Here is a 19,417-nt window from a genome sequence, read left to right as displayed (position 1 = left end):
CATTGCACCATAATTTAAATAAAGATGTTACTAGTCATTGCATCAGCATTGAACAATTGTTTAGCTGCTAGTTTTAAATCGGTTAACTGAATCGATTGAATTATTGATACTTCATCATATAGATTGGTATAAGCATTCATCTCATCGCCTAATCGAGCTGCAATAGCCTCTAGTGAATTCATCATGGAGACCCGTTGCCCAATTTTTTCGCGTTTGATCAAATCAAAATCAGCAGCCAGATCATCTAATAACGAATCAACGTTTTTAACGACTCCTGATAGGCGCTCAATAAAGCGCTCAGGTTGATCAGTATCGCCAGCTAACATCACAAAGTAAAATTCACGTTCACAATCTAGTTCGAAGCTAAAGGAATCATCGATAATTCCTTCATCATATAATTCAGCATAAATTTGTGAATTTTCGGAGAATAATAAGGTTAACAGTAATGACAACGTCAGTTCTTGTTTAGCTTCATCATGACCATTTGCTAACGGAGTAATTCCCTTGATCCCTAATGCTGCTTTGGGCCGCGATAAATTCAAAGTCTCGCGATGATTTTTTTCAAAATCATACGGCTGTTGGTCAGCAAATACCCGTTTGATTTCAGTTGGCGCTGCAAATTGTTTTTTAGCTTGATTATCCATTATCATCTGCATAATGTCATCAGGATCAACGTTACCCACCACCTTCAGTGTCATATTAGAAGGTTGGTAGAAAACTTGATATGCCAACTTTAAATCAGCCGCTGTAATCTTTTGAATGGATTCAACAGAGCCAGCAATATCCTTATTTAGTGGAAAATGAGGGTACATATTGGCAATCGTTTCGAAAAAGAGTCTAGAATCTGGATCATCATTATACATTTGAATTTCTTGACCAATGATGCCCTTTTCTTTTTCGACCTTTTCATCAGTAAAATATGGTTCTTGAACAAAATTAAGTAAGATCTCTAAGTTTTCCTTAACATGATTAGTTGTGGCAAAGAGATAGTTGGTACTAGTAAAACTAGTGAATGCATTGGCATTACTACCATACTTAGTAAATAAATCAAATGCATCATAGCCATTTTTATCAAACATCTTATGTTCTAAGAAATGCGCAATTCCAGCTGGTAAAGTGACGACCTTATTTGTGTTCGGATCCACAAATTGGTTATCGATTGAACCATAATCAACCGCAAGGGTTGCATAGGTCTTATAATATTCTGACTTCGGTACGATCATTACGTGCAGACCATTTTCAAGCCGTTGTGAAAAAACACTATCGCCATAAACTGGATATTCTGTTTTATTCAATATCATCCCGCCCATCTAAGAAATAAATCGATTGTAATTGTACTTGTTTTGAAACTGATATGATATCTTCCTTCGTCACCGCGCGCACATTATCACACCATTCATCAACCGTTGTATGCCGGTTTAAAATGCCTTCTACTAATTGTTGATTCAATAATTGTCGTTGACTATCTAAACTAGCTAGTCGACTATTAATTAGGTCTGCTTTAATATTTTCAACGATTTCAGCATCAAAATCACCATGTTGAATGGCGACTAGCTGGTCATTTACAATATCAATGACCTTTTGATAGTCAGCAGAATTGATCCCGGTTTGAACCATTAATAGCCCGGTTAAAGAAGAAAAGGTACTATCTGCATAATAGGCTAGGCTGTGTTTCTCGCGTACGTTTCTGAATAACTTCGATTGTGGTGTCCCACCAAATAACGCATTAAATAATAATGCTGCATAGTGAATTGGTTGATCATAATAGATTGGTAAGGAATATGCCATATCGAGTTTGCTTTGGTTCAATTTTTGGACCTCTGCTTTTTTAGTTACATCTTCAGTAGGCGTACGCTTTACCTTAGCATCTACCGGCATTTCTGGTCGCGGCTGAAAGCCTAGGGTCTTAATTTGGTCAGTTACCGTAGCTTCATCTACATTGCCTAAGACCGAAATCTGGACTTGCGCATGCTCTACCATCGCTAAGTAGGCATCATAAGCTGATTTAGCAGTCGTAGCTTTTAGTTGGTCTACCGTTCCAAACACCAAACCAGCGTAATTTAAATCACCTTGGTAGTAAAGTTGTTTGAGTTGATTCACTGAATAAAATTGTTTATCATCTGGAATCGTTTTAACGTAGTTAATTGTATTTTGTTGTTGTAATTCAAACGTAGTGGCATTAAATTGACCATCAGTCGCTAATGGTTTGAAAATTACTGATTTTAGAAAATCTAATGCCATCTTAAATGTTGATTCTTTAGTTGGTAGGTATTGTTCATTCGGAAAACTAATTACTAACCGTGAAATATGTAAATTGCCATACTTCAAAACGTCAGTTCCAAAACCAGCTCCATACATCCGGGATAGCTGCTTTGCTAATTGTGATTGCTTAGGGTAGTCCTGATTGCTGGTTTCCATTAATTCCGATACAATTGCTTGGTCAGCAAATTGATGATAATCAAGGGGTTGAATAAAATCAACCGTGATACTAGTATTTTTAAATTTAGTCGTTGGGACGACGTTTAATTTCACACCGTTCATTAATTTCAAAGGCAAGTTCGCTCCTTAATAAAAATATACATAATGTAATGGTAAGTTATGAATCATAAAATATCAAACAAAAAACGAGCAAATTGCTCGTTTATTTGTCGTATTTATTCAGTAAAGGTGAGTCATATTTATCTCCGAACCACTTCTTAGTGATTTGTTTCAACTGTCCATCCTTTGCCATCTTATTTAAAGCTGCATTTACCTTCTGCCGAAGGGTAACATCTCCCTTACGCATTCCTACCGCAAAGGATGACTTAGGAAATGCTCCGACATAAGTCGAGTATTGGTGATTAGCACCGCTGTGTTGCATATAGTAGTTGGCATAAGTACTATCAATTAACAATCCACTAACCCGCTTTGCATTTAGGTCAATAAAGGCATCGGTAAATGAATCATATAAAATGGGTTGCTTATTTTTGATCTTATTCTTCAATAGGTTTGGTTGTTGATCCAAACTAATGATTTCAGCAGAACCAGTCTGAGTCCCTAATTCCTTACCCTTCATATCATTAAAGGACTTAATGTTAGAACTCTTTAAGGTCACTAATTCTTGATCATTATATAAGTATGGTTCAGAAAACGCGATATTTTTCTTCCGTTCACTCGTAATCGTGAGTCCGTTCCAAATTAAATCGATGGTTCCATTTCTTAATTCAGTCACGTTCATTGACCAATCAATGGGTTGGAAGTTAACTTTGATTCCATATTGTTTAAATACGGCACGGGCTAAATCAATATCATAACCAGTGATTTTACCAGATTTAGTTTCAAACCCAAATGGCACAAAACTGTCATCTAGTCCAATGACCACTTCTTTTTTAGCTTTAATTTTATCCCAGGTATTTTCAGTATTCGCCCGTTGCGTAACTGATTGACAACCACTCAGGGAAACAATACTAACCCCGATCAATAAAATCGATAACCATTTCCATATCTTTTTCATTCTGGTCCCCCCTATTTAACTGGTTGAACTTGAAGCATATCATCAGCGACTTTTTTAGCAAAGTCCATATCATGCGTAACAATAATTTGAGTTACTTCAGTTTGCTTTAGGCCGATAATAATATTAGCAACTTCATCTCTCAAGTTAGGGTCCAAGGCAGAAGTTGGTTCATCATAGCAAATAATCTTAGGATTCATTGCTAATGCCCGAACGATTGCGACCCGTTGTTTTTGACCACCGGATAATTGATATGGGTATAAGTCTTCCTTACCAGTTAAATTAAGTTGGTCAATCAACTTTTGGGCCCGTTGTCTTGCTTCAGCTTTTGATTCTTTTAGCACTAATTCTGGTGCTAAGGTAATATTTTGCATTACCGTTAAGTTAGGAAAGAGTTGGAAGTCTTGGAACACGACCCCAATAACGTTTTCATCATTACTCGTGGGATCAAATACCTTACCATCTAGGATAAATTGACCTTGATCAATTTTTTCCAGGCCACTGATACAACGGAGCAAGGTGGTTTTACCAGCCCCAGATGGTCCCACAATACACATGATTTCATTATCTTTAATTTGGGCATTCAAGTTATTAATGATTGTCCGATTACCATATTTTTTAGTAATATTCTTTAGTTCTAACATTGGCAATTCCTCCTTTGAAAATTATTTCCAGTAACTGTAGTGTTTTTCAACCTTCCGTAACATAAAGGTCAATACCGCGGTTAAGACTAAGTAAATGACTGCCACTAAGACTAATGGTAATAACGTAACATCTCTAGCAGATGCAACGTTTCCGGCTCTAAGTAAGTCCCCAATTCCGATCACATAAACTAATGAAGAATCCTTTACCAGATTAATCACTTCATTTCCAATGGATGGAATTACAATTTTTACCACTTGGGGCACCACAATTTTACGGAATGTTTGCCAATATGATAAACGAAGAACCTTGGCACTTTCATATTGGCCCTTTGGAATGGATTGTAATCCACCCCGGAAGATTTCAGCAAAGTAAGCGGTATAGTTTAAAATGAATGCGAATAGGGCGGCATCAAATCGTGGGAACACAATTTGGACGCCGGGCATCATTGGCAATCCATAGAAGACAAAGATCAATTGAAGCAACAATGGGGTTCCCCGCATAATCCAAACATAAAACTTTAATACTGAACGTAGTGGTGCGAATTTAGATGTTAATCCAACCCCCGCAATAATTCCCAGTGGAATTGAGAATATCAATGTCATAAAGAATACTTGGAGGGTCACTTTCACTCCTGATAGCAATGACGGTAAAATTTCAACAATATAATTTAACATAGCAATAACTCCCTTCTAACCTAACAAAAAACGTCCCCTTAGAATCTAATCTAAGAGGACGAATCAACGTGGTGCCACCTCATTTTATAGCTTGCTCGAACAAACTACCTCAGTGAGTTTAGTAAATAAAAAATCCTCTTAAGCCAAAATGACTTAAGAGGACGATTGAATCGTGGTTCCACCTCAGATTTATTCATTGTTCACACAATAAATCTCAATGAGTTTATTTACTAAACTACAACAATAACGCGTTAAAACGGTAATTTCCTACTAATTTTCAGAAATAACGACTCACAGGCGTGAATAAAACAAATCGTCCATTTACTTCGCATCAACGTAAACTTTCTGAAGAACGATATTGAATAAATTCCTGATCAACATCTTTAATTTAATTAATGCAATCATAAAGCATTATTACATATCCGTCAAGAATTATTTATGCTTTTTTGAAAAAATACTGCCGACCTTGCTCCAAAATGATGGTTTACTGGTTTCTAAATCATCAATTTTCATTAATGGTACCGTACCGCCCTCAATGCGCCGAGCAATATTCCGGTAGCCTTGTGATGCAATATTATCTGGATCCATGACAATGGGTTCACCATGGTTAGAAGTCTTGATCACATTATCATCATCAACTACGATCCCTAACAATTTAATGCCTAAATGTTGAGTAATTTCATCAATATCCATGACATCCCCGTTTTCCATCATATTACGCCGAATCCGGTTAATAATTAATTCTGGGGCTTCTTTTAATGGATGCTGTTCCAATAATCCAATTACTCGATCTGCATCCCGTACCGCAGAAATTTCGGGAGTAGTAACGATAATGGCCCCATCAGCACCAGCAACCGCATTTAAAAAGCCCTGTTCAATTCCAGCTGGACAATCAATAAAGACGTAGTCAAACTCTTGTTTTAGCTCATCTACAATGGCTTTAACTTGTTCTGGTTTAAGTGAATTCTTATCAGTATTTTGAGCGGCTGGTAGAACGTACAAACTATCAAAACGCTTATCCTTAACTAACGCTTGGCGAAGTTTCGCACGGTCATTTGCAACATCCACAATATCATAGATGATCCGATTATCTAGCCCTAAAATTAAATCAAGATTTTTCAAACCAATATCCAAATCCATCAAGCAAACTTTTTTACTGTTCAAGGCTAGTGCAGCACCAATATTAGCAGTCGACGTTGTTTTACCAACGCCGCCCTTACCAGAAGTAACAACGATTGCTTTCCCCATTACAGAACTCCTCCAATTCGATTATAAAATTTCGGATTAATTTTCTTTAATTCTTTTATTTTACCATAATCTAGTGTGTGTAAATCGTTCACATAGGCAACACTTTTATATGAATCTTCAATGTCCTTATCAGCCACAATATCAAACTGTTCACCAATTCTAACTTGTTGGGCGTTATGTAAATCACCAACAATTAAATTATCTTCTGAACTAGGCGCACCAGCATGAATAATGCCATATATGCTCCCTAACACATAGATATTTCCGTCAGTAACTAACTTTCCACCTTGATGAACGGTTCCTAAGAATAAAACATCGCCACTGAGCCGGCGGGTTTGTCCATTACGGACCGTATCGATAACCATGTGAATATTTTCTTCATCTTTAATTCGATTGGCTTCTTCAACCGTAATAACATCACTTCTAATACTACTAATCAATAAGTGTTTGTATTGATCAAATAGCTTCCGAATTTGATCGGATTGAACCTCAGATAATAAACGTTTACCCGTAATGATTTCTAAATGCATCCGCTTAGTTGGATAGTCGTGGTCTAACTTCGCTAATAAATCTTCTAATTCGCTCATAATGCGATCAAATGATGCTGATGATTCTAAAACAATTTCATAGCCATTATTAGTTCCCTTTAAGCTAACTGCTTTCAAACCAATTCCTCCTATTTCTTTTCCCGATAACGATCAAAAAGAAGCGAAATCGGATAATAAGTGATGATAAATAGAACTAAATTTAGCACTAGGGTTGGTCCTAGGACTGAAACTAAAAAGTTAGTCCCAGTAACGTTAGCTAGACCAACAAATCGATTGGCAAAATAAGCTAGCGACATTGAAATTGTAATATCAATAAAATAAATCAACATCCCAGTAATGAAGTTAATTGGTAAGTAGCGGTATAAAATGCGACTAATATACACCACTAACGGGAGGATAAATACAAATACTCCTAACGTACCAAAATAATACATATCCATCACAAAGCCAGCTAAAGCAGCCCAGGCCCCTAAGTGAAGATTAATGCCATTTTCAAATAGTAAGCCCAAAGTAAGCCACAATAAAGTAATCATTGGCACCATTGATTGGACCCCAAATAATTGTCCACCGAAAATCCGGCTAACAGATCCATCTAAACAAAATGCAATATACAATCCAATCGGAAACACAAACCGTAGTGGTGAATTTCTTAACATTCCAATTCCCCCTATTGTTCTCGACTAGCCACAGTAACTGCTTCAATATCATTTAAATCAGCAGCTGGGGTAATATAAATTTTATATGATAATCCATAGTCATCAGTGGCTACCTTAGCAACTTTTCCGATGTATAATCCCTTCGGTGTAATGCCACCTAGCCCACTAGTATAAGCTTTTTGGCCCACTTTAATTTTAGCCTTTGTAGTAACGTTACCCATTTCAACCAGCCCGGTATTCTTATTATAGCCAGTAATGATTCCATTTACGACTTTCCCATTGGTAGCATTTACTTCAATGGCAAAACGGTTCGTGGCATCGTTGTTATTGGTAATCAATTCAACTTTACTATTGGTTTTATTAACTTCTGATACCCGGCCAGCTAGTCCTGTGTCAACTAATACTGGCATATTTTTCTTCACTCCAGCATTAGCCCCACGATTAATAATAACTTGGTTTTGCCAAGAGGATGGGGTTCTAGTAATAACTGCTGCATTGATTGCCTTATAGTTAGTTAAAGTATCATTTAGTTTTAGTTGACTTCGTAACTTAGCATTTTCACGTTGTAACGCTTCATCACGAACTTGAGTTGACGTAATTTGGTCAACTCGCTTACTCAAAATTTGATTTTCTTGATAGGTATTCAATAATCCCGCAATTGAGCTAAATCCATTACTAATCGCATTAACAGGTGTTGACACCACAGTATTAGTAAATCCAGCCACGTCATTTCCAAATTGTTGAATCAATGGGGGCGTTGACTTTCGATCACGCACAGCAACGGAAAAACTCATCAATCCAAGACTGATTACAATACATACCATGACAATTACCAATTTTCGATTGGAGAAAAACTTGTGCATAATTGCCCTCCGTAAACTTTAATTTAAAAAACAAAGGCGGGAAGCCCAAAAACCTCCCGCCTAAGATGTGTTTTTATTTTTTCTTCATTACGTCAATACTCTTTAATGATTCACCAGTTCCGATTGCAACACAATCAAGCGGGTCTTTAGCAATTGACACTGGAACCTTAGTCTCGTCTGAAATAATATCTGCGAGATTCTTAAGTAAAGCGCCACCACCGGTAAGTACGATTCCATGATCGATAACATCGGCAGCGATTTCTGGAGAAGTTTCCTCAAGCGTTTCTTTAACGGTTCCGATAATTTCTAAGATGGGTTCATGAATTGCTTCTGAAATATCAGTAGCAGAAATTTCAACTGCCTTTGGCAATCCAGTCAATAGGTAACGACCACGAACCGTAGTCCCTTCCATCTTCTTAGCTTCTTCAAGTGATGCAGAACCGATTTCCCATTTAAGGCGTTCAGCAGTTCTTTCACCAATTAATAAATTATGCTTTTTGCGAACGTAAGTTGCAATTGCATCGTTTAATTTATCACCGGCAACCCGAACTGAACGACTAGATACGATTCCACCTAGTGAAATAGTAGCAACATCAGTGGTTCCACCACCAATATCAACCACCATACTACCAGTTGGATCCATAATTGGTAAGCCTGCTCCAATTGCAGCTGCAAATGGTTCTTCAATTACATAAGCGTCACGAGCACCAGCAACCCGAGTTGCATCAATAACCGCACGCTTTTCAACTTCAGTAATTCCACTTGGCACACAAACCATTACGTATGGTTTACCACTAGAGTGGCCTAAAGTTTTAGCAATGTAGTACTTCAACATCGCTACGGTAGTGTCATAATCAGCAATTACCCCATCCTTCATTGGACGGATGGCCTTAATACTTGCTGGTGTTCTTCCAATCATGTCGCGGGCTTCTTGACCCACGGCCACGATTGCCCCTGTCTTGGTGTTTTTAGCAACAACGGAAGGTTCTCTTAAAACGATTCCTTTACCTTCGACGTATACGATGGTATTGGCTGTTCCTAAATCAATTCCAATATTTTTTGTTCCAAATCCAAACACGACGTTCATCCCTTCGTATTCATACATACTAATATGAATTTATCATTGTTAGTATATCATATTTTCTTCTAATTGAATTAAATCACTCGTGATTAATTTTAACCACATTATTAATCGGATTGAAAGTATTATTTAATAACTTAATCTTAAGTTAAACAATCAATGATTAATTCATAAATAATGCTCGCACATCCGAGATAAAATAAAGCGACCCCGTAATTAATAATACATCATCTTGACTCATTTCATTCGTAGCGCTAACAATTGCTTGTTGCCAATTAGGCTCAAAATCAATGGGGTGGTTAGCTGCCACTGCATCAGCAATTGATGATAAATCAGCTGCGGACCGTTGGCTCGGGCCTTGAAATTCAGTTAAAATCAAATGTACATTTTTAATTTGGGCTAATTTTTTAATCATTGCCAAATATTGTTTATCTGCCAATATAGCAAGTATAATATAAAATTCACGATCTGAAAAATGATTTTTAATATTTTTTTCAATTTCTTCAATTGCTGGCATATTATGGGCTCCGTCGATTACAACTAATGGCTGATCATTTAATTTTTCAAATCGACCGGCCCATTCAGTATTTAAGATTCCAGTCTTAATCATTTGGCTAGTTACCGGTTGATGATTCATCTGCATAAACTGAATAAAGCTTTCAATTGCAACTGCCGCATTATCAATTTGAAAATCACCCATTAAATTCGTTTTAATGGCATCGATAGTCTGTGATCGGTCAGCAAAACGAAACTGTTCATGCCAACCAGCCACCGGTTCTGATTGAACACTAAATTGAGTCCCTAATGCTAATAGTGGCGCATGGTGTTGACTTGCGGTCACTTCAATTACATGCTTGGGGCCAGCCGCAATACGACCAATTACCACTGGCACGTGTTCCTTAATAATCCCTGCCTTATGTCCAGCAATGGATTCTAAGGTGTTACCCAAAAAGCGCATGTGATCATAACCAATTGTCGTAATCACTGATAATTTAGGTTGAATCACGTTGGTGGAATCATTATCGCCACCAATCCCGACTTCTACGATTACCACATCCGCATGGCCTTCTGCGAAGTAGGCAAACATCATCGCTGTTAACACTTCAAACTCAGTCGGTCCTTCGTTTGGCATCATCGCATCAATTTCGGCTACGATGGGTTTAACCTTTTGCACTAAACGCACTAACTCATCATCACTAATTGGGATTCCATCCACGCTAATTCGTTCGTTAAAACGAACAATAAATGGTGAAGTAAATGTGCCGACCGTTAGTCCAGCTGCTTGCAATAAGTTCCGTAAGAATGCAACTGTTGAACCCTTCCCATTGGTGCCTGCAACATGAATCGCATTAATTTTTCGTTCTGGGTGCCCTAATCGCTGCATTAACATTTGCATGCGTCGCATCGTAGCATCCTTATGTGATTTCACTCGACCATGAATATAGTCCAAAGCGGCTTGATAACTATCCATAATTCCTCCTTACAAAAAACCCCGCCATATTAAATGCCGGGGTTTTCAAATTAACGTTAATGATTATTGAGCCTTAAGTTCAGCTTGCCGTTGTTTAGTAGCAGCTAACTTAGCTTTGTTATCTTCTAATTTTTCACGTTCTGAATCAACAACTGCATCCGGTGCGTTTTGCACGAATCGTTCGTTGGATAACTTCTTTTCAGCCCGTTGAACTTCGGATTCGAATTGTTCGATTTCTTTATCCAAGCGCTTGATTTCTTCATCCAAGTCGACTAATTCAGCTAATGGAATACTAATTTCAGCATCCGTCATCACACTGGTCATTGCTAACTTCGGTGCTTGAACGTCACTACCAATTTCTAATGTCTTTGGATGACAGAAGCGTTGAATGTAACCTTCGTTTTCTTCGAAGATATCCTTTAAGTTTTGGTTATCAGTCTTAATTAAGATATCAACAGCACTAGACATTTTAGCATTGGCTTCTGAACGAATATTTCTAACGGCCTTAATTAGGTCAATTAAGCTATCCATATCAGATTCAGCCTTAGGGTCATTAAATTCTGGATGATCAACTGGATATTGAGCAACTACCAATGACTTACCTTCATGTGGCATTGTTTGCCAGATGTTTTCAGTTACGAATGGCATGATTGGTTGTAATAGCCGAAGGGTTTGGTCAAGAACATATGCTAATACGTTCCGTGTGTTTTGCTTAGCTTCTTCATCTTCACCAGTAAGGGTTTCCTTACTCATTTCGATGTACCAATCACAAAAGTCATCCCAAATAAAGTTGTAAAGGGCCCGACCAGCTTCACCAAAGTTGTACTTATCAAATTGATCAGTAACTTGGTTAACCAAGCCATTTAACTTACTCAAGATCCAACGATCTGCTAAATTCCACTTACTTGGGTCTGGTAATTCTGGTTTTTCCATATCCCCTAAGTTCATGATAACGTAACGACTAGCGTTCCAGATCTTATTAATGAAGTTCCATGCAGATTCAATCTTAGCATAACTAAACCGAACATCTTGTCCCGCAGTAGACCCATTAGATAGGAACCACCGTAATGCATCGGCACCATACTTATCAATAACTTCCATTGGATCAATCCCGTTACCTAAGGACTTACTCATCTTGCGACCTTGTTCATCCCGAATTAATCCGTGTAATAAGACATCCTTAAATGGTCGTTCACCAGTAAATTCAAGACTTTGGAAAATCATCCGGGATACCCAGAAGAAGATGATATCGTAACCAGTAACTAACGTATTGGTTGGGAAGTAACGTTTAAAGTCAGCTGAGTTAGTATCAGGCCAACCCATCGTTGAAAATGGCCATAGTGCTGATGAGAACCATGTATCCAAGACGTCTGGGTCTTGTTCCCAATTTTCAATATCCTTTGGTGCTTCTTCACCAACGTAAGTTTCACCAGTTTCTTTATTGTACCAAGCTGGGATTCGATGCCCCCACCATAGTTGACGTGAAATAACCCAGTCATGAATGTTATCCATCCATTGTTCAAAGATGTTTTCAAATCGTTCTGGCACAAAGTTAACGCGATCATCAGTTTCTTGGTTCTTCAATGCTTGTTCAGCAAGTGGCTTCATCTTAACGAACCATTGAGTTGAAAGCCGTGATTCAACTTGAACCCCGGTCCGTTCAGAATGCCCAACGGAATGGACGATTGGATCCACTTTGAGCATGTATCCTTGGGCTTCCAAATCATCAGTCATTGCCTTTCTAGCTGCAAAACGATCAAGGCCTTCATACTTGCCAGCGTTAGCATTCATTGTTGCATCTTCGTTCATGGTATTGATCCGCTTTAAATCATGACGATTTCCGACGTTAAAGTCATTTGGATCATGGGCTGGGGTAATCTTAACCATCCCAGTTCCAAATTCCTTATCAACGTATTGATCGGCAATAATTGGAATTTCACGGTCCACTAGTGGCACTCGAATAGTCTTACCAACGATATCCTTATAACGTTCATCAGATGGGTTAACTGCAACCGCAACGTCTCCAAACATAGTTTCAGGACGAGTCGTTGCAATTTCGATGTAATCCTTACCATTAAACTTCGTACCATCAGTAAATGGATATTTAACATGGTAAAAGGCACCTTTATCATCCTTATGGATAACTTCGATATCGGAAAGCGCAGTCCGTGCCTTTGGATCCCAGTTAATAATGTATTCACCACGGTAGATCAAGCCCTTCTTGTAAAGGGTAACGAATACTTTTCGTACCGCAGCTGAAAGACCATCATCTAACGTAAATCGTTCACGGCTGTAATCGAGAGATAACCCTAGCTTAGCCCATTGCTTTTTAATAGTAGCAGCATAGTCATCTTTCCATTCCCAAACCTTATCAATAAATGCTTTACGACCAAGGTCATAACGGGTGATGCCTTCCTTATTCAATTTAGCTTCCACTTTGGCTTGCGTGGCAATTCCGGCATGGTCCATTCCAGGTAACCAGAGGGTGTCATAACCTAACATCCGTTTTTGTCTGATTAACATATCTTGTAATGTCGTATCCCAGGCATGGCCTAAATGAAGCTTACCAGTAACATTTGGCGGTGGAATAACGATGGAATAGGGTTTTGCTTTTTTATCGCCACTAGGCTTGAAAACGTCTTCATCAAGCCAAGTTTGGTATTGACCATTTTCCACAGCGGTATGATCATACTTTGGTGGCATGTTAATATCTTTAGTCATAAAAACACCTCATCTTCAAATTATTTTTGTAAACAAAAAAGCACCTCGTCTAATAGGACGAAGTGCTCGCGGTACCACCTAAATTAAATCGAATTAATCGATTTCTCTCTAAGACGGATTAACGGGGTCAACCGGATTTACCTACTAATTTCAGTAAACCAACTCCCAAGGTACCTTCATCATCATAATGAGAAGCCCTCACAGAGACACGAGCTTCTTTCTGAATCATTAATCATGATTACTTTCTTGTTCACAGTATTTAATGCTTAGTCTTATAATAATCAATCAACGATTAATCGTCAACTAATTTTATAATAATTCTGAAAATACATCTTGATTTTTATTCAAGAATTCTTCACCCGGTTTAATGTCAGTTACCTTAATGCCTTCAATTGCCCGTTTAGTCAAGCCATCAACATCAATGAAAGTTTCATAGTGCCGTGATTTTTCCAAGTCTGGCTTGGTCTTAGGCGAAGGGGGCGTAAAAATCGTACAACAATCTTCAAATGGCATAATGGAAAGATCATAAGTCCCAATTTTTTCAGCAATTCGAATGATTTCAGTTTTATCCATTGAAACCAATGGACGTAATACTGGCAAGTTGGTTACATCGTTAATTGCCATCATACTTTCTAGAGTTTGTGAAGCCACTTGGCCTAATGATTCACCAGTAAAGACACCTTTACAGTGTCGGTTACGGGTAATTTCAGCAGCAATTCTTAACATCATCCGTCTTTGGATGGTCATTAAGTAACCTTCAGGCACCTTTTCCTTCACGGTTTCTTGAACTTCAGTAAATGGAACTTCAATAAATTGAATGTTCCCCCCAAATTTGGCAACTTGGGCACTTAGTTCCTTGGCCTTGGCTAATGCCTGTGGGCTAGTGTATGGAGGACTAAAGAAATGAATCATATCCACTTTAACGCCCCGCTTCATGGCTAAATACGTTGCCACTGGGGAATCGATTCCACCTGATAGCATCATCGTAGCACGACCACCACTACCAACTGGTAAACCACCAGCCCCCTTAATCGTTTCACTAGAGAGAAAAATTCCGTTCAAACGAATTTCAGCTCTAATTTCAACGTCTGGATGTTTCATTTTAGCTTTAATTCCATCAATATTATCAATAATATAGCTACCTAGTGCATTATTAACATCATAGGTATCCAATGGATAATCTTTATCTTGACGGATGGTATTGATCTTAAATGTGGTGCCTGGTTGGTATTGATCCTTTACCATCTGTAACGCCACTTCTTTAGCGTGTTCAATGTCTTTATCTAACTTGATTGAAGGTGATAGCGTCTCAATTCCAAATACGCCTTCTAAGCGTTCAATCACCTTATCGTAATCAGCGCCATGTAAATCGACGTGCAAGCGATCTTGTTGGGGGTTCACATGCACTTCTGGAAAGTCATGTAAAACATGGCGAATGTTTTTACCTAGTTGCTTAATGAAGTCTTTCCGGTTCTTACCCTTAGTGGATAATTCACCGTATCTGACCATAATTTCACTATATTGCATTCGGTGCCTCCTTAACTTAACTTACTAAACTTTTCATAGAGTTGATCAAAAACGCGGTTAAACGTTTCAGCTTCTGCCAACGTATTATTAGCATCTAGTGATACCCGAACCGCACTAGTACATAACTCAGCAGGTTCATTCATTGCCGTTAGTGTAGCTGATGGAACGTGATCTTTTGAAGAACAAGCACTCGTTGTTGAAATATAAATATCATGATCTTCAAACGCATGGACAATCGTTTCACCCCGTACCCCTAAAATTGAGAAACAAAGGATGTGAGGGGCAAAATTAGCTTGGTCCTTAGAGAAAATCGTAACCTTATCAAAGTCTTTGATGTGGTCATAAATCTTCGCCTTAATCGCAGCTTGGTGATCAGCCTTTTGCTTTTCATCAGTTAATAATAACCGTAATGACTTGGCCATCGCAGCAATTGCTGGTAGGTTTTCAGTTCCACTTCTGAGGTTGCTTTCTTGGCCCCCACCAGTCATTAGTGGGGCAATTTTCTTACCAGCCCGTTTATAAATAAAGCCAACGCCACGAGGAGCATGGAACTTGTGACCAGAAAAGGTAATGAAATCAACTCGATCATTCATGATCAAGTCACTAATCCCCTTACCAATTCCTTGAACCGCGTCAATGTGGTAGTGAATACTTGGGTATTCCTTTAATAATTCGGCTGCTTCTTTAATTGGTTGAATGGTGCCAATTTCATTGTTGACTGCCATAATAGATACTAAAATGGTATCCTTTCTAATCGCTGCCTTTAAATCATCAATTGAAATTCGCCCTTCTTTATCAACTGGTAAGTAGGTAACATCGTACCCCAATTGTTTAAGTTGTTCACAAGTATTGTGAATCGCAGGGTGTTCAACTGCAGTCGTAATAATGTGTTTTCCAAACTTACGCTTTTCAATTGCAGTCCCCTTTAAGACCCAGTTATCACCTTCTGTACCACCACTGGTAAAAAAGATTTCATTGGGTTGGACATGCAATAAATCAGCGATTTGTTTTCGTGATTGTTTTAATAAATTAAAAGCTTCTTCTCCAAAACGATGCAAGCTAGAAGGATTTCCCCAGATTTTTTTACTTACCTGATCGTAAGTATCTAATACTGATGGATCAACCTTCGTAGTCGCACTATTATCAAAATAAATCATAATAAACCTTCTTTTAAATTATTAGTCCGGCCATACAAAATTCTAATTGTATATTATAACAGAAAAAAACCATTTATGTTATGGGAATAACATAAATGGTTACTTTTAGTCAGTACGATTATTTTTACGTTGATAGTATGCACGTTGAATATCTTGATAAATTGCCGGATCAATTTTATTTAATGCATCCGCAATCACGTTTAAACTCTCTTCATATTGATATTCACGGTCGAACAAGTAATGTGCTCGTTGACTAGCTTCTGCAATTTCTGCATGGGAGTTACGGTAACGATTAGCATATTGCATCAATTCTTCAGAAAGTGCAGCACTGTCCAACAGGGTATTCGTGCGTTCGGATAGATTATCAACATCTGATTTAATCACCATAATTTGTTGATTAATATCATCCATACTGATTTTAGTCTGATTCATATCACCAGATAACTGTTGAATTTCTTTACCGACTAAGGTATATGCATCCATGTAATCATCAGGAATTCCTGGTAGATTTAGGTTTTCTAGCTTGCGTTTCATCGTGTGCATTCTTAATTCAAAGTTTTGGATGGTATTCACCGCGGCTTCTTCTTCTTCATTTAAGTTAGCAACCGATGCATTGATTTCACGTTGTTGAGCTTCAATTTGACTCAATGCCTTCTTGGCATTACTGATATGATCAGAAATGATGGAATATACTGCTTCATTTTCGGCAATGAGTTCTAGGTCATTTTGTTGGGTAATATCAATTTGCTTAATTTGTTCGGCTAACTCACGGGTGGTTTCAATTTCATGATGTTCTAAATCATAATTTTTATCTAATTGCTTTAATTCATCCATTAACGCAATATTTTGCTTTTGGGCGTGAGCAATATAAGCAGAAATTAAATCAATTTGTTTTTGAACCCGTTTTTTGGATTTAATTTCATCTTCCATTGAATCATAAAGTTGATCGATCATCTTATCAATTTGATGATTGCCACTCTTAGTTTGGGCAATTTCTAAATCCTCTAAATTAGTTAAATTCTTTTGAACTTGCTCATTTACAAAATCAATTGCTCCATCAATATTGTCATCCGGAAATTTATAACCAGCTTTCACCATTTCTTCATGACCGTGCTTGATTTCTTCAATTTGTTCTGGGTATTCAACTGATAAGCTCTTAAACATTGCAGGAATTTCTTCAAAGAACGCTTTTAATTGTTTAGTCTGACCATTCAACTCTGGCAACTGCTTTTCAGCAGTCTCATGATCACCATCTTCAGTCAATTTTTTAAACTCTGCGAATTTAGTTTCAACTTTTGTTAGCCGCGCTTCTAGGTTATCAGTAGTGGGTCCATATAGGTAATTTTTACTAAGCAATGTCGAATGCATTTGCTTATAATCTGCTGTTAAATCGTTAATTACCTTGCGGTGTTGTTTATCCAAGTCTTTAATTTGAGCTAATCCCGCTTGAATCAATTGGATACGCTGCGTCACTTCCGATAAACGTTGAGTTAATGCACGATAGAGTTGGTTGGTTTTGAAGAAATTAAGGGTCTTACTGTTCTTTTGAACTGTATTCATCTTTTCATTAATTTCAACAAAATTCTCGGTCACAATTTGTTGGTATCCTTCTTCATACCCCTTTAGTTGTTCAAGTGTTTCTCCAGATAAATGCATAGCATTTGCATGGTCCAACTCCTCTTGAATTGGAATCGATTGTGCTTGGTCGAGCTTCGATTGAAGTGCCTTCACTTGTTTTAATATGTAATGTTGATAGGTAACGACTGATAAATAAAATAATAATACAATTACAACAATTGCAATTAGTATTCCCACACTTGAATTTCCCATAAATGATTCCACACCTTTTTAAAGTAAGTCGATATTATTAATTTTCTCTCGAATTAAATAATGATACTATTCATTTTATTATAGCTAATTTCTAGCTAAAAATCACTAGCTATATTAAAATTATAACATATGATTTTTTGAACTAGCTTTGATTTAGGAGGAAATTTAATGAATAATCAACAACCATCCATGATGGTCCAACAATTGGACGCACTATTAACCAATGAAACTGATCAAGTTGCTAACATGGCCAATGCATCAGCATTACTATATAGTTCCATGGATAACGTTAATTGGGCTGGGTTTTATCGTTATTTACCGGACCAAAATGAACTAATTTTAGGGCCATTTCAAGGTAAAGTCGCATGTGTCCATATTAAAAACGGTAGTGGGGTCTGTGGAACCGCATTTCAACAAAACAAAATTCAACGAATTCGAGATGTTCATGAATTTCCTGGCCATATTGCTTGTGATGCTGACAGTCAATCTGAAATTGTTATCCCCATCAATCTTCCTAATGGAATCCGCTTAGGCGTGTTAGATATCGATTCACCCATTGTAAATCGTTTTTCAGAATCAGATGAATTAGAATTGGCTCAATTCGTCTCAACATTCGTTAAGCATTTGACAATTGCGTAAATAATGGCTAGAATAAGTAATTGTGTAAAATAATGCAGCGGTACACGGTAAGCTCGTCAACATATTGTTGCCACATTGGTTCAATAAGTAACCCTCCGGCTGCTGAGGTGAACATTGCAAAGCAATATGCACGAATACTAAGTGTATATACGGATTATTTTACTCCAAAAAATAATTGGAGGAATTTTATTATGTCAAGATATACAGGTCCAAGTTGGAGAATTTCTCGCCGTCTTGGTGTATCTTTATCAGGTACTGGTAAAGAATTAGCTCGTCGTCCTTACGCACCTGGTGATCATGGTCAAGGTCGTCGTCAAAAACTTTCAGAATATGGTACTCAATTACGTGAAAAGCAAAAGCTACGTTACATGTACGGTATGACTGAACGTCAATTCGCTAACTTATTCGTTCGTGCAGGTAAGATCAGAGAAGGTAAGCATGGTGATAACTTCTTAGTATTACTAGAACGTCGTTTAGATAACGTAGTTTACCGTTTAGGTTTAGCTACTACTCGTCGTCAAGCACGTCAATTAGTTAACCACGGTCACATTACTGTTGATGGCAAGCGTGTTGATATTCCATCATACGAAGTAGCTCCTAACCAAGTGGTTGCTGTTCGTGAAAAGTCAAAAGACTTACAAATCATCAAGGATGCTGTTGAAGCCGTTGTTGGTCGTCCAGCATACGTTACCTTTGATGCTGATAAGTTAGAAGGTTCATTAAACCGTTTACCACAACGTGATGAACTTAATGCTGATATCGATCCATCACTTATCGTTGAATACTACAACAAACTATAATATGGATTTTTATCCGTTTCAAAAGTGTTTCGCTTTCGCGAAACACTTTTTTTGTATAAAATAGAAA

At 37.7% G+C, this 19,417-nt stretch carries 17 protein-coding genes and 1 other annotated feature; of the genes, 2 read left to right on the top strand and 15 right to left on the bottom strand.

Annotated features, from left to right (window positions below; translation table 11 throughout):
- Positions 1–14 precede the first annotated feature (14 nt).
- From yfmH to ezrA, 15 genes are all read right to left on the bottom strand, one after another.
- Positions 15–1,295 (bottom strand): EF-P 5-aminopentanol modification-associated protein YfmH, encoded by a 1,281-nt coding sequence (gene yfmH / locus R4146_RS04355; protein WP_339960211.1) that lies wholly within the window; start codon positions 1,293–1,295, stop codon positions 15–17.
- Positions 1,288–2,541: an EF-P 5-aminopentanol modification-associated protein YfmF gene (gene yfmF, locus R4146_RS04350; RefSeq protein ID WP_339960657.1), complete on the bottom strand. Its 1,254-nt coding sequence runs from the start codon at positions 2,539–2,541 to the stop codon at positions 1,288–1,290. The genes yfmH and yfmF overlap by 8 nt, the downstream gene beginning before the upstream one ends.
- A 100-nt stretch (positions 2,542–2,641) precedes the next feature.
- Complete coding sequence (locus tag R4146_RS04345; protein ID WP_339960210.1) at positions 2,642–3,493, bottom strand: amino acid ABC transporter substrate-binding protein; 852 nt, start codon at positions 3,491–3,493, stop codon at positions 2,642–2,644.
- A gap of 11 nt (positions 3,494–3,504) precedes the next feature.
- Positions 3,505–4,134, bottom strand: a complete 630-nt coding sequence (locus R4146_RS04340) for an amino acid ABC transporter ATP-binding protein (protein WP_339960209.1) — start codon at positions 4,132–4,134, stop codon at positions 3,505–3,507.
- Positions 4,135–4,155: 21 nt separating this feature from the next.
- Entirely contained in the window at positions 4,156–4,809 is a 654-nt protein-coding gene (locus R4146_RS04335; protein WP_339960208.1) for an amino acid ABC transporter permease, read from the bottom strand.
- Between the two features lie 432 nt (positions 4,810–5,241).
- On the bottom strand, positions 5,242–6,057 hold the full coding sequence (minD, locus tag R4146_RS04330; RefSeq protein ID WP_339960207.1) for a septum site-determining protein MinD: 816 nt from the start codon (positions 6,055–6,057) through the stop codon (positions 5,242–5,244).
- A complete protein-coding gene (locus R4146_RS04325) occupies positions 6,057–6,722 on the bottom strand; it encodes a septum site-determining protein MinC (RefSeq protein WP_339960206.1) in 666 nt (221 codons plus the stop codon). Before R4146_RS04325 ends, minD begins: the two co-directional genes overlap by 1 nt.
- Positions 6,723–6,733: 11 nt before the next feature.
- Positions 6,734–7,261 carry a rod shape-determining protein MreD gene (gene mreD / locus R4146_RS04320; RefSeq protein WP_339960205.1) on the bottom strand — a complete coding sequence of 176 codons (528 nt, stop codon included), beginning with the start codon at positions 7,259–7,261 and terminating at the stop codon, positions 6,734–6,736.
- A gap of 11 nt (positions 7,262–7,272) precedes the next feature.
- Entirely contained in the window at positions 7,273–8,124 is an 852-nt protein-coding gene (mreC, locus tag R4146_RS04315) for a rod shape-determining protein MreC (protein WP_339960204.1), read from the bottom strand.
- A 73-nt stretch (positions 8,125–8,197) separates the two neighbouring features.
- The gene (locus R4146_RS04310) at positions 8,198–9,202 is read right to left on the bottom strand and encodes a rod shape-determining protein (RefSeq protein WP_339960656.1); all 1,005 of its coding nucleotides are present in this window, start codon (positions 9,200–9,202) and stop codon (positions 8,198–8,200) included.
- Between the two features lie 166 nt (positions 9,203–9,368).
- Positions 9,369–10,679: a bifunctional folylpolyglutamate synthase/dihydrofolate synthase gene (locus R4146_RS04305; protein WP_339960655.1), complete on the bottom strand. Its 1,311-nt coding sequence runs from the start codon at positions 10,677–10,679 to the stop codon at positions 9,369–9,371.
- A gap of 60 nt (positions 10,680–10,739) precedes the next feature.
- Entirely contained in the window at positions 10,740–13,397 is a 2,658-nt protein-coding gene (locus R4146_RS04300) for a valine--tRNA ligase (protein WP_339960203.1), read from the bottom strand.
- Positions 13,398–13,447: 50 nt separating this feature from the next.
- Positions 13,448–13,660, bottom strand: a binding site (T-box leader).
- Between the two features lie 46 nt (positions 13,661–13,706).
- On the bottom strand, positions 13,707–14,924 hold the full coding sequence (gene thiI, locus R4146_RS04295) for a tRNA uracil 4-sulfurtransferase ThiI (RefSeq protein ID WP_339960202.1): 1,218 nt from the start codon (positions 14,922–14,924) through the stop codon (positions 13,707–13,709).
- A gap of 11 nt (positions 14,925–14,935) precedes the next feature.
- Entirely contained in the window at positions 14,936–16,081 is a 1,146-nt protein-coding gene (locus tag R4146_RS04290) for a cysteine desulfurase family protein (protein ID WP_339960201.1), read from the bottom strand.
- 105 nt (positions 16,082–16,186) lie between these two features.
- Complete coding sequence (gene ezrA, locus R4146_RS04285; RefSeq protein ID WP_339960200.1) at positions 16,187–17,911, bottom strand: septation ring formation regulator EzrA; 1,725 nt, start codon at positions 17,909–17,911, stop codon at positions 16,187–16,189.
- A gap of 168 nt (positions 17,912–18,079) precedes the next feature.
- On the opposite strand from ezrA, the gene msrC reads away from it, so the two are divergent.
- Together msrC and rpsD are read left to right on the top strand one after the other, a co-directional pair.
- Complete coding sequence (msrC, locus tag R4146_RS04280; RefSeq protein ID WP_339960198.1) at positions 18,080–18,550, top strand: free L-methionine (R)-S-oxide reductase MsrC; 471 nt, start codon at positions 18,080–18,082, stop codon at positions 18,548–18,550.
- Between the two features lie 191 nt (positions 18,551–18,741).
- Positions 18,742–19,350, top strand: coding sequence for a 30S ribosomal protein S4 (gene rpsD / locus R4146_RS04275; RefSeq protein ID WP_339960197.1), 609 nt, complete (start codon positions 18,742–18,744; stop codon positions 19,348–19,350).
- The last annotated feature ends 67 nt before the right edge of the window (positions 19,351–19,417 follow it).

The organism is Nicoliella lavandulae (assembly GCF_037546185.1).
Lineage (GTDB): Bacteria > Bacillota > Bacilli > Lactobacillales > Lactobacillaceae > Nicoliella > Nicoliella lavandulae.
Note: the sequence above shows the minus strand (reverse complement) of the source record. Positions and strands in the feature narration are given on the sequence as shown.

What these genes read in the sequence shown, in the direction of transcription:
- yfmF (WP_339960657.1), bottom strand. Translation starts at nt 2,541, where the DNA reads ATGAACGGTGTGAAATTAAACGTCGTCCCAACGACTAAATTTAAAAAT.
- R4146_RS04345 (WP_339960210.1), bottom strand. Translation starts at nt 3,493, where the DNA reads ATGAAAAAGATATGGAAATGGTTATCGATTTTATTGATCGGGGTTAGT.
- R4146_RS04340 (WP_339960209.1), bottom strand. Translation starts at nt 4,134, where the DNA reads ATGTTAGAACTAAAGAATATTACTAAAAAATATGGTAATCGGACAATC.
- R4146_RS04335 (WP_339960208.1), bottom strand. Translation starts at nt 4,809, where the DNA reads ATGTTAAATTATATTGTTGAAATTTTACCGTCATTGCTATCAGGAGTG.
- minD (WP_339960207.1), bottom strand. Translation starts at nt 6,057, where the DNA reads ATGGGGAAAGCAATCGTTGTTACTTCTGGTAAGGGCGGCGTTGGTAAA.
- mreD (WP_339960205.1), bottom strand. Translation starts at nt 7,261, where the DNA reads ATGTTAAGAAATTCACCACTACGGTTTGTGTTTCCGATTGGATTGTAT.
- mreC (WP_339960204.1), bottom strand. Translation starts at nt 8,124, where the DNA reads ATGCACAAGTTTTTCTCCAATCGAAAATTGGTAATTGTCATGGTATGT.
- R4146_RS04300 (WP_339960203.1), bottom strand. Translation starts at nt 13,397, where the DNA reads ATGACTAAAGATATTAACATGCCACCAAAGTATGATCATACCGCTGTG.
- thiI (WP_339960202.1), bottom strand. Translation starts at nt 14,924, where the DNA reads ATGCAATATAGTGAAATTATGGTCAGATACGGTGAATTATCCACTAAG.
- R4146_RS04290 (WP_339960201.1), bottom strand. Translation starts at nt 16,081, where the DNA reads ATGATTTATTTTGATAATAGTGCGACTACGAAGGTTGATCCATCAGTA.
- ezrA (WP_339960200.1), bottom strand. Translation starts at nt 17,911, where the DNA reads ATGGGAAATTCAAGTGTGGGAATACTAATTGCAATTGTTGTAATTGTA.
- msrC (WP_339960198.1), top strand. Translation starts at nt 18,080, where the DNA reads ATGAATAATCAACAACCATCCATGATGGTCCAACAATTGGACGCACTA.
- rpsD (WP_339960197.1), top strand. Translation starts at nt 18,742, where the DNA reads ATGTCAAGATATACAGGTCCAAGTTGGAGAATTTCTCGCCGTCTTGGT.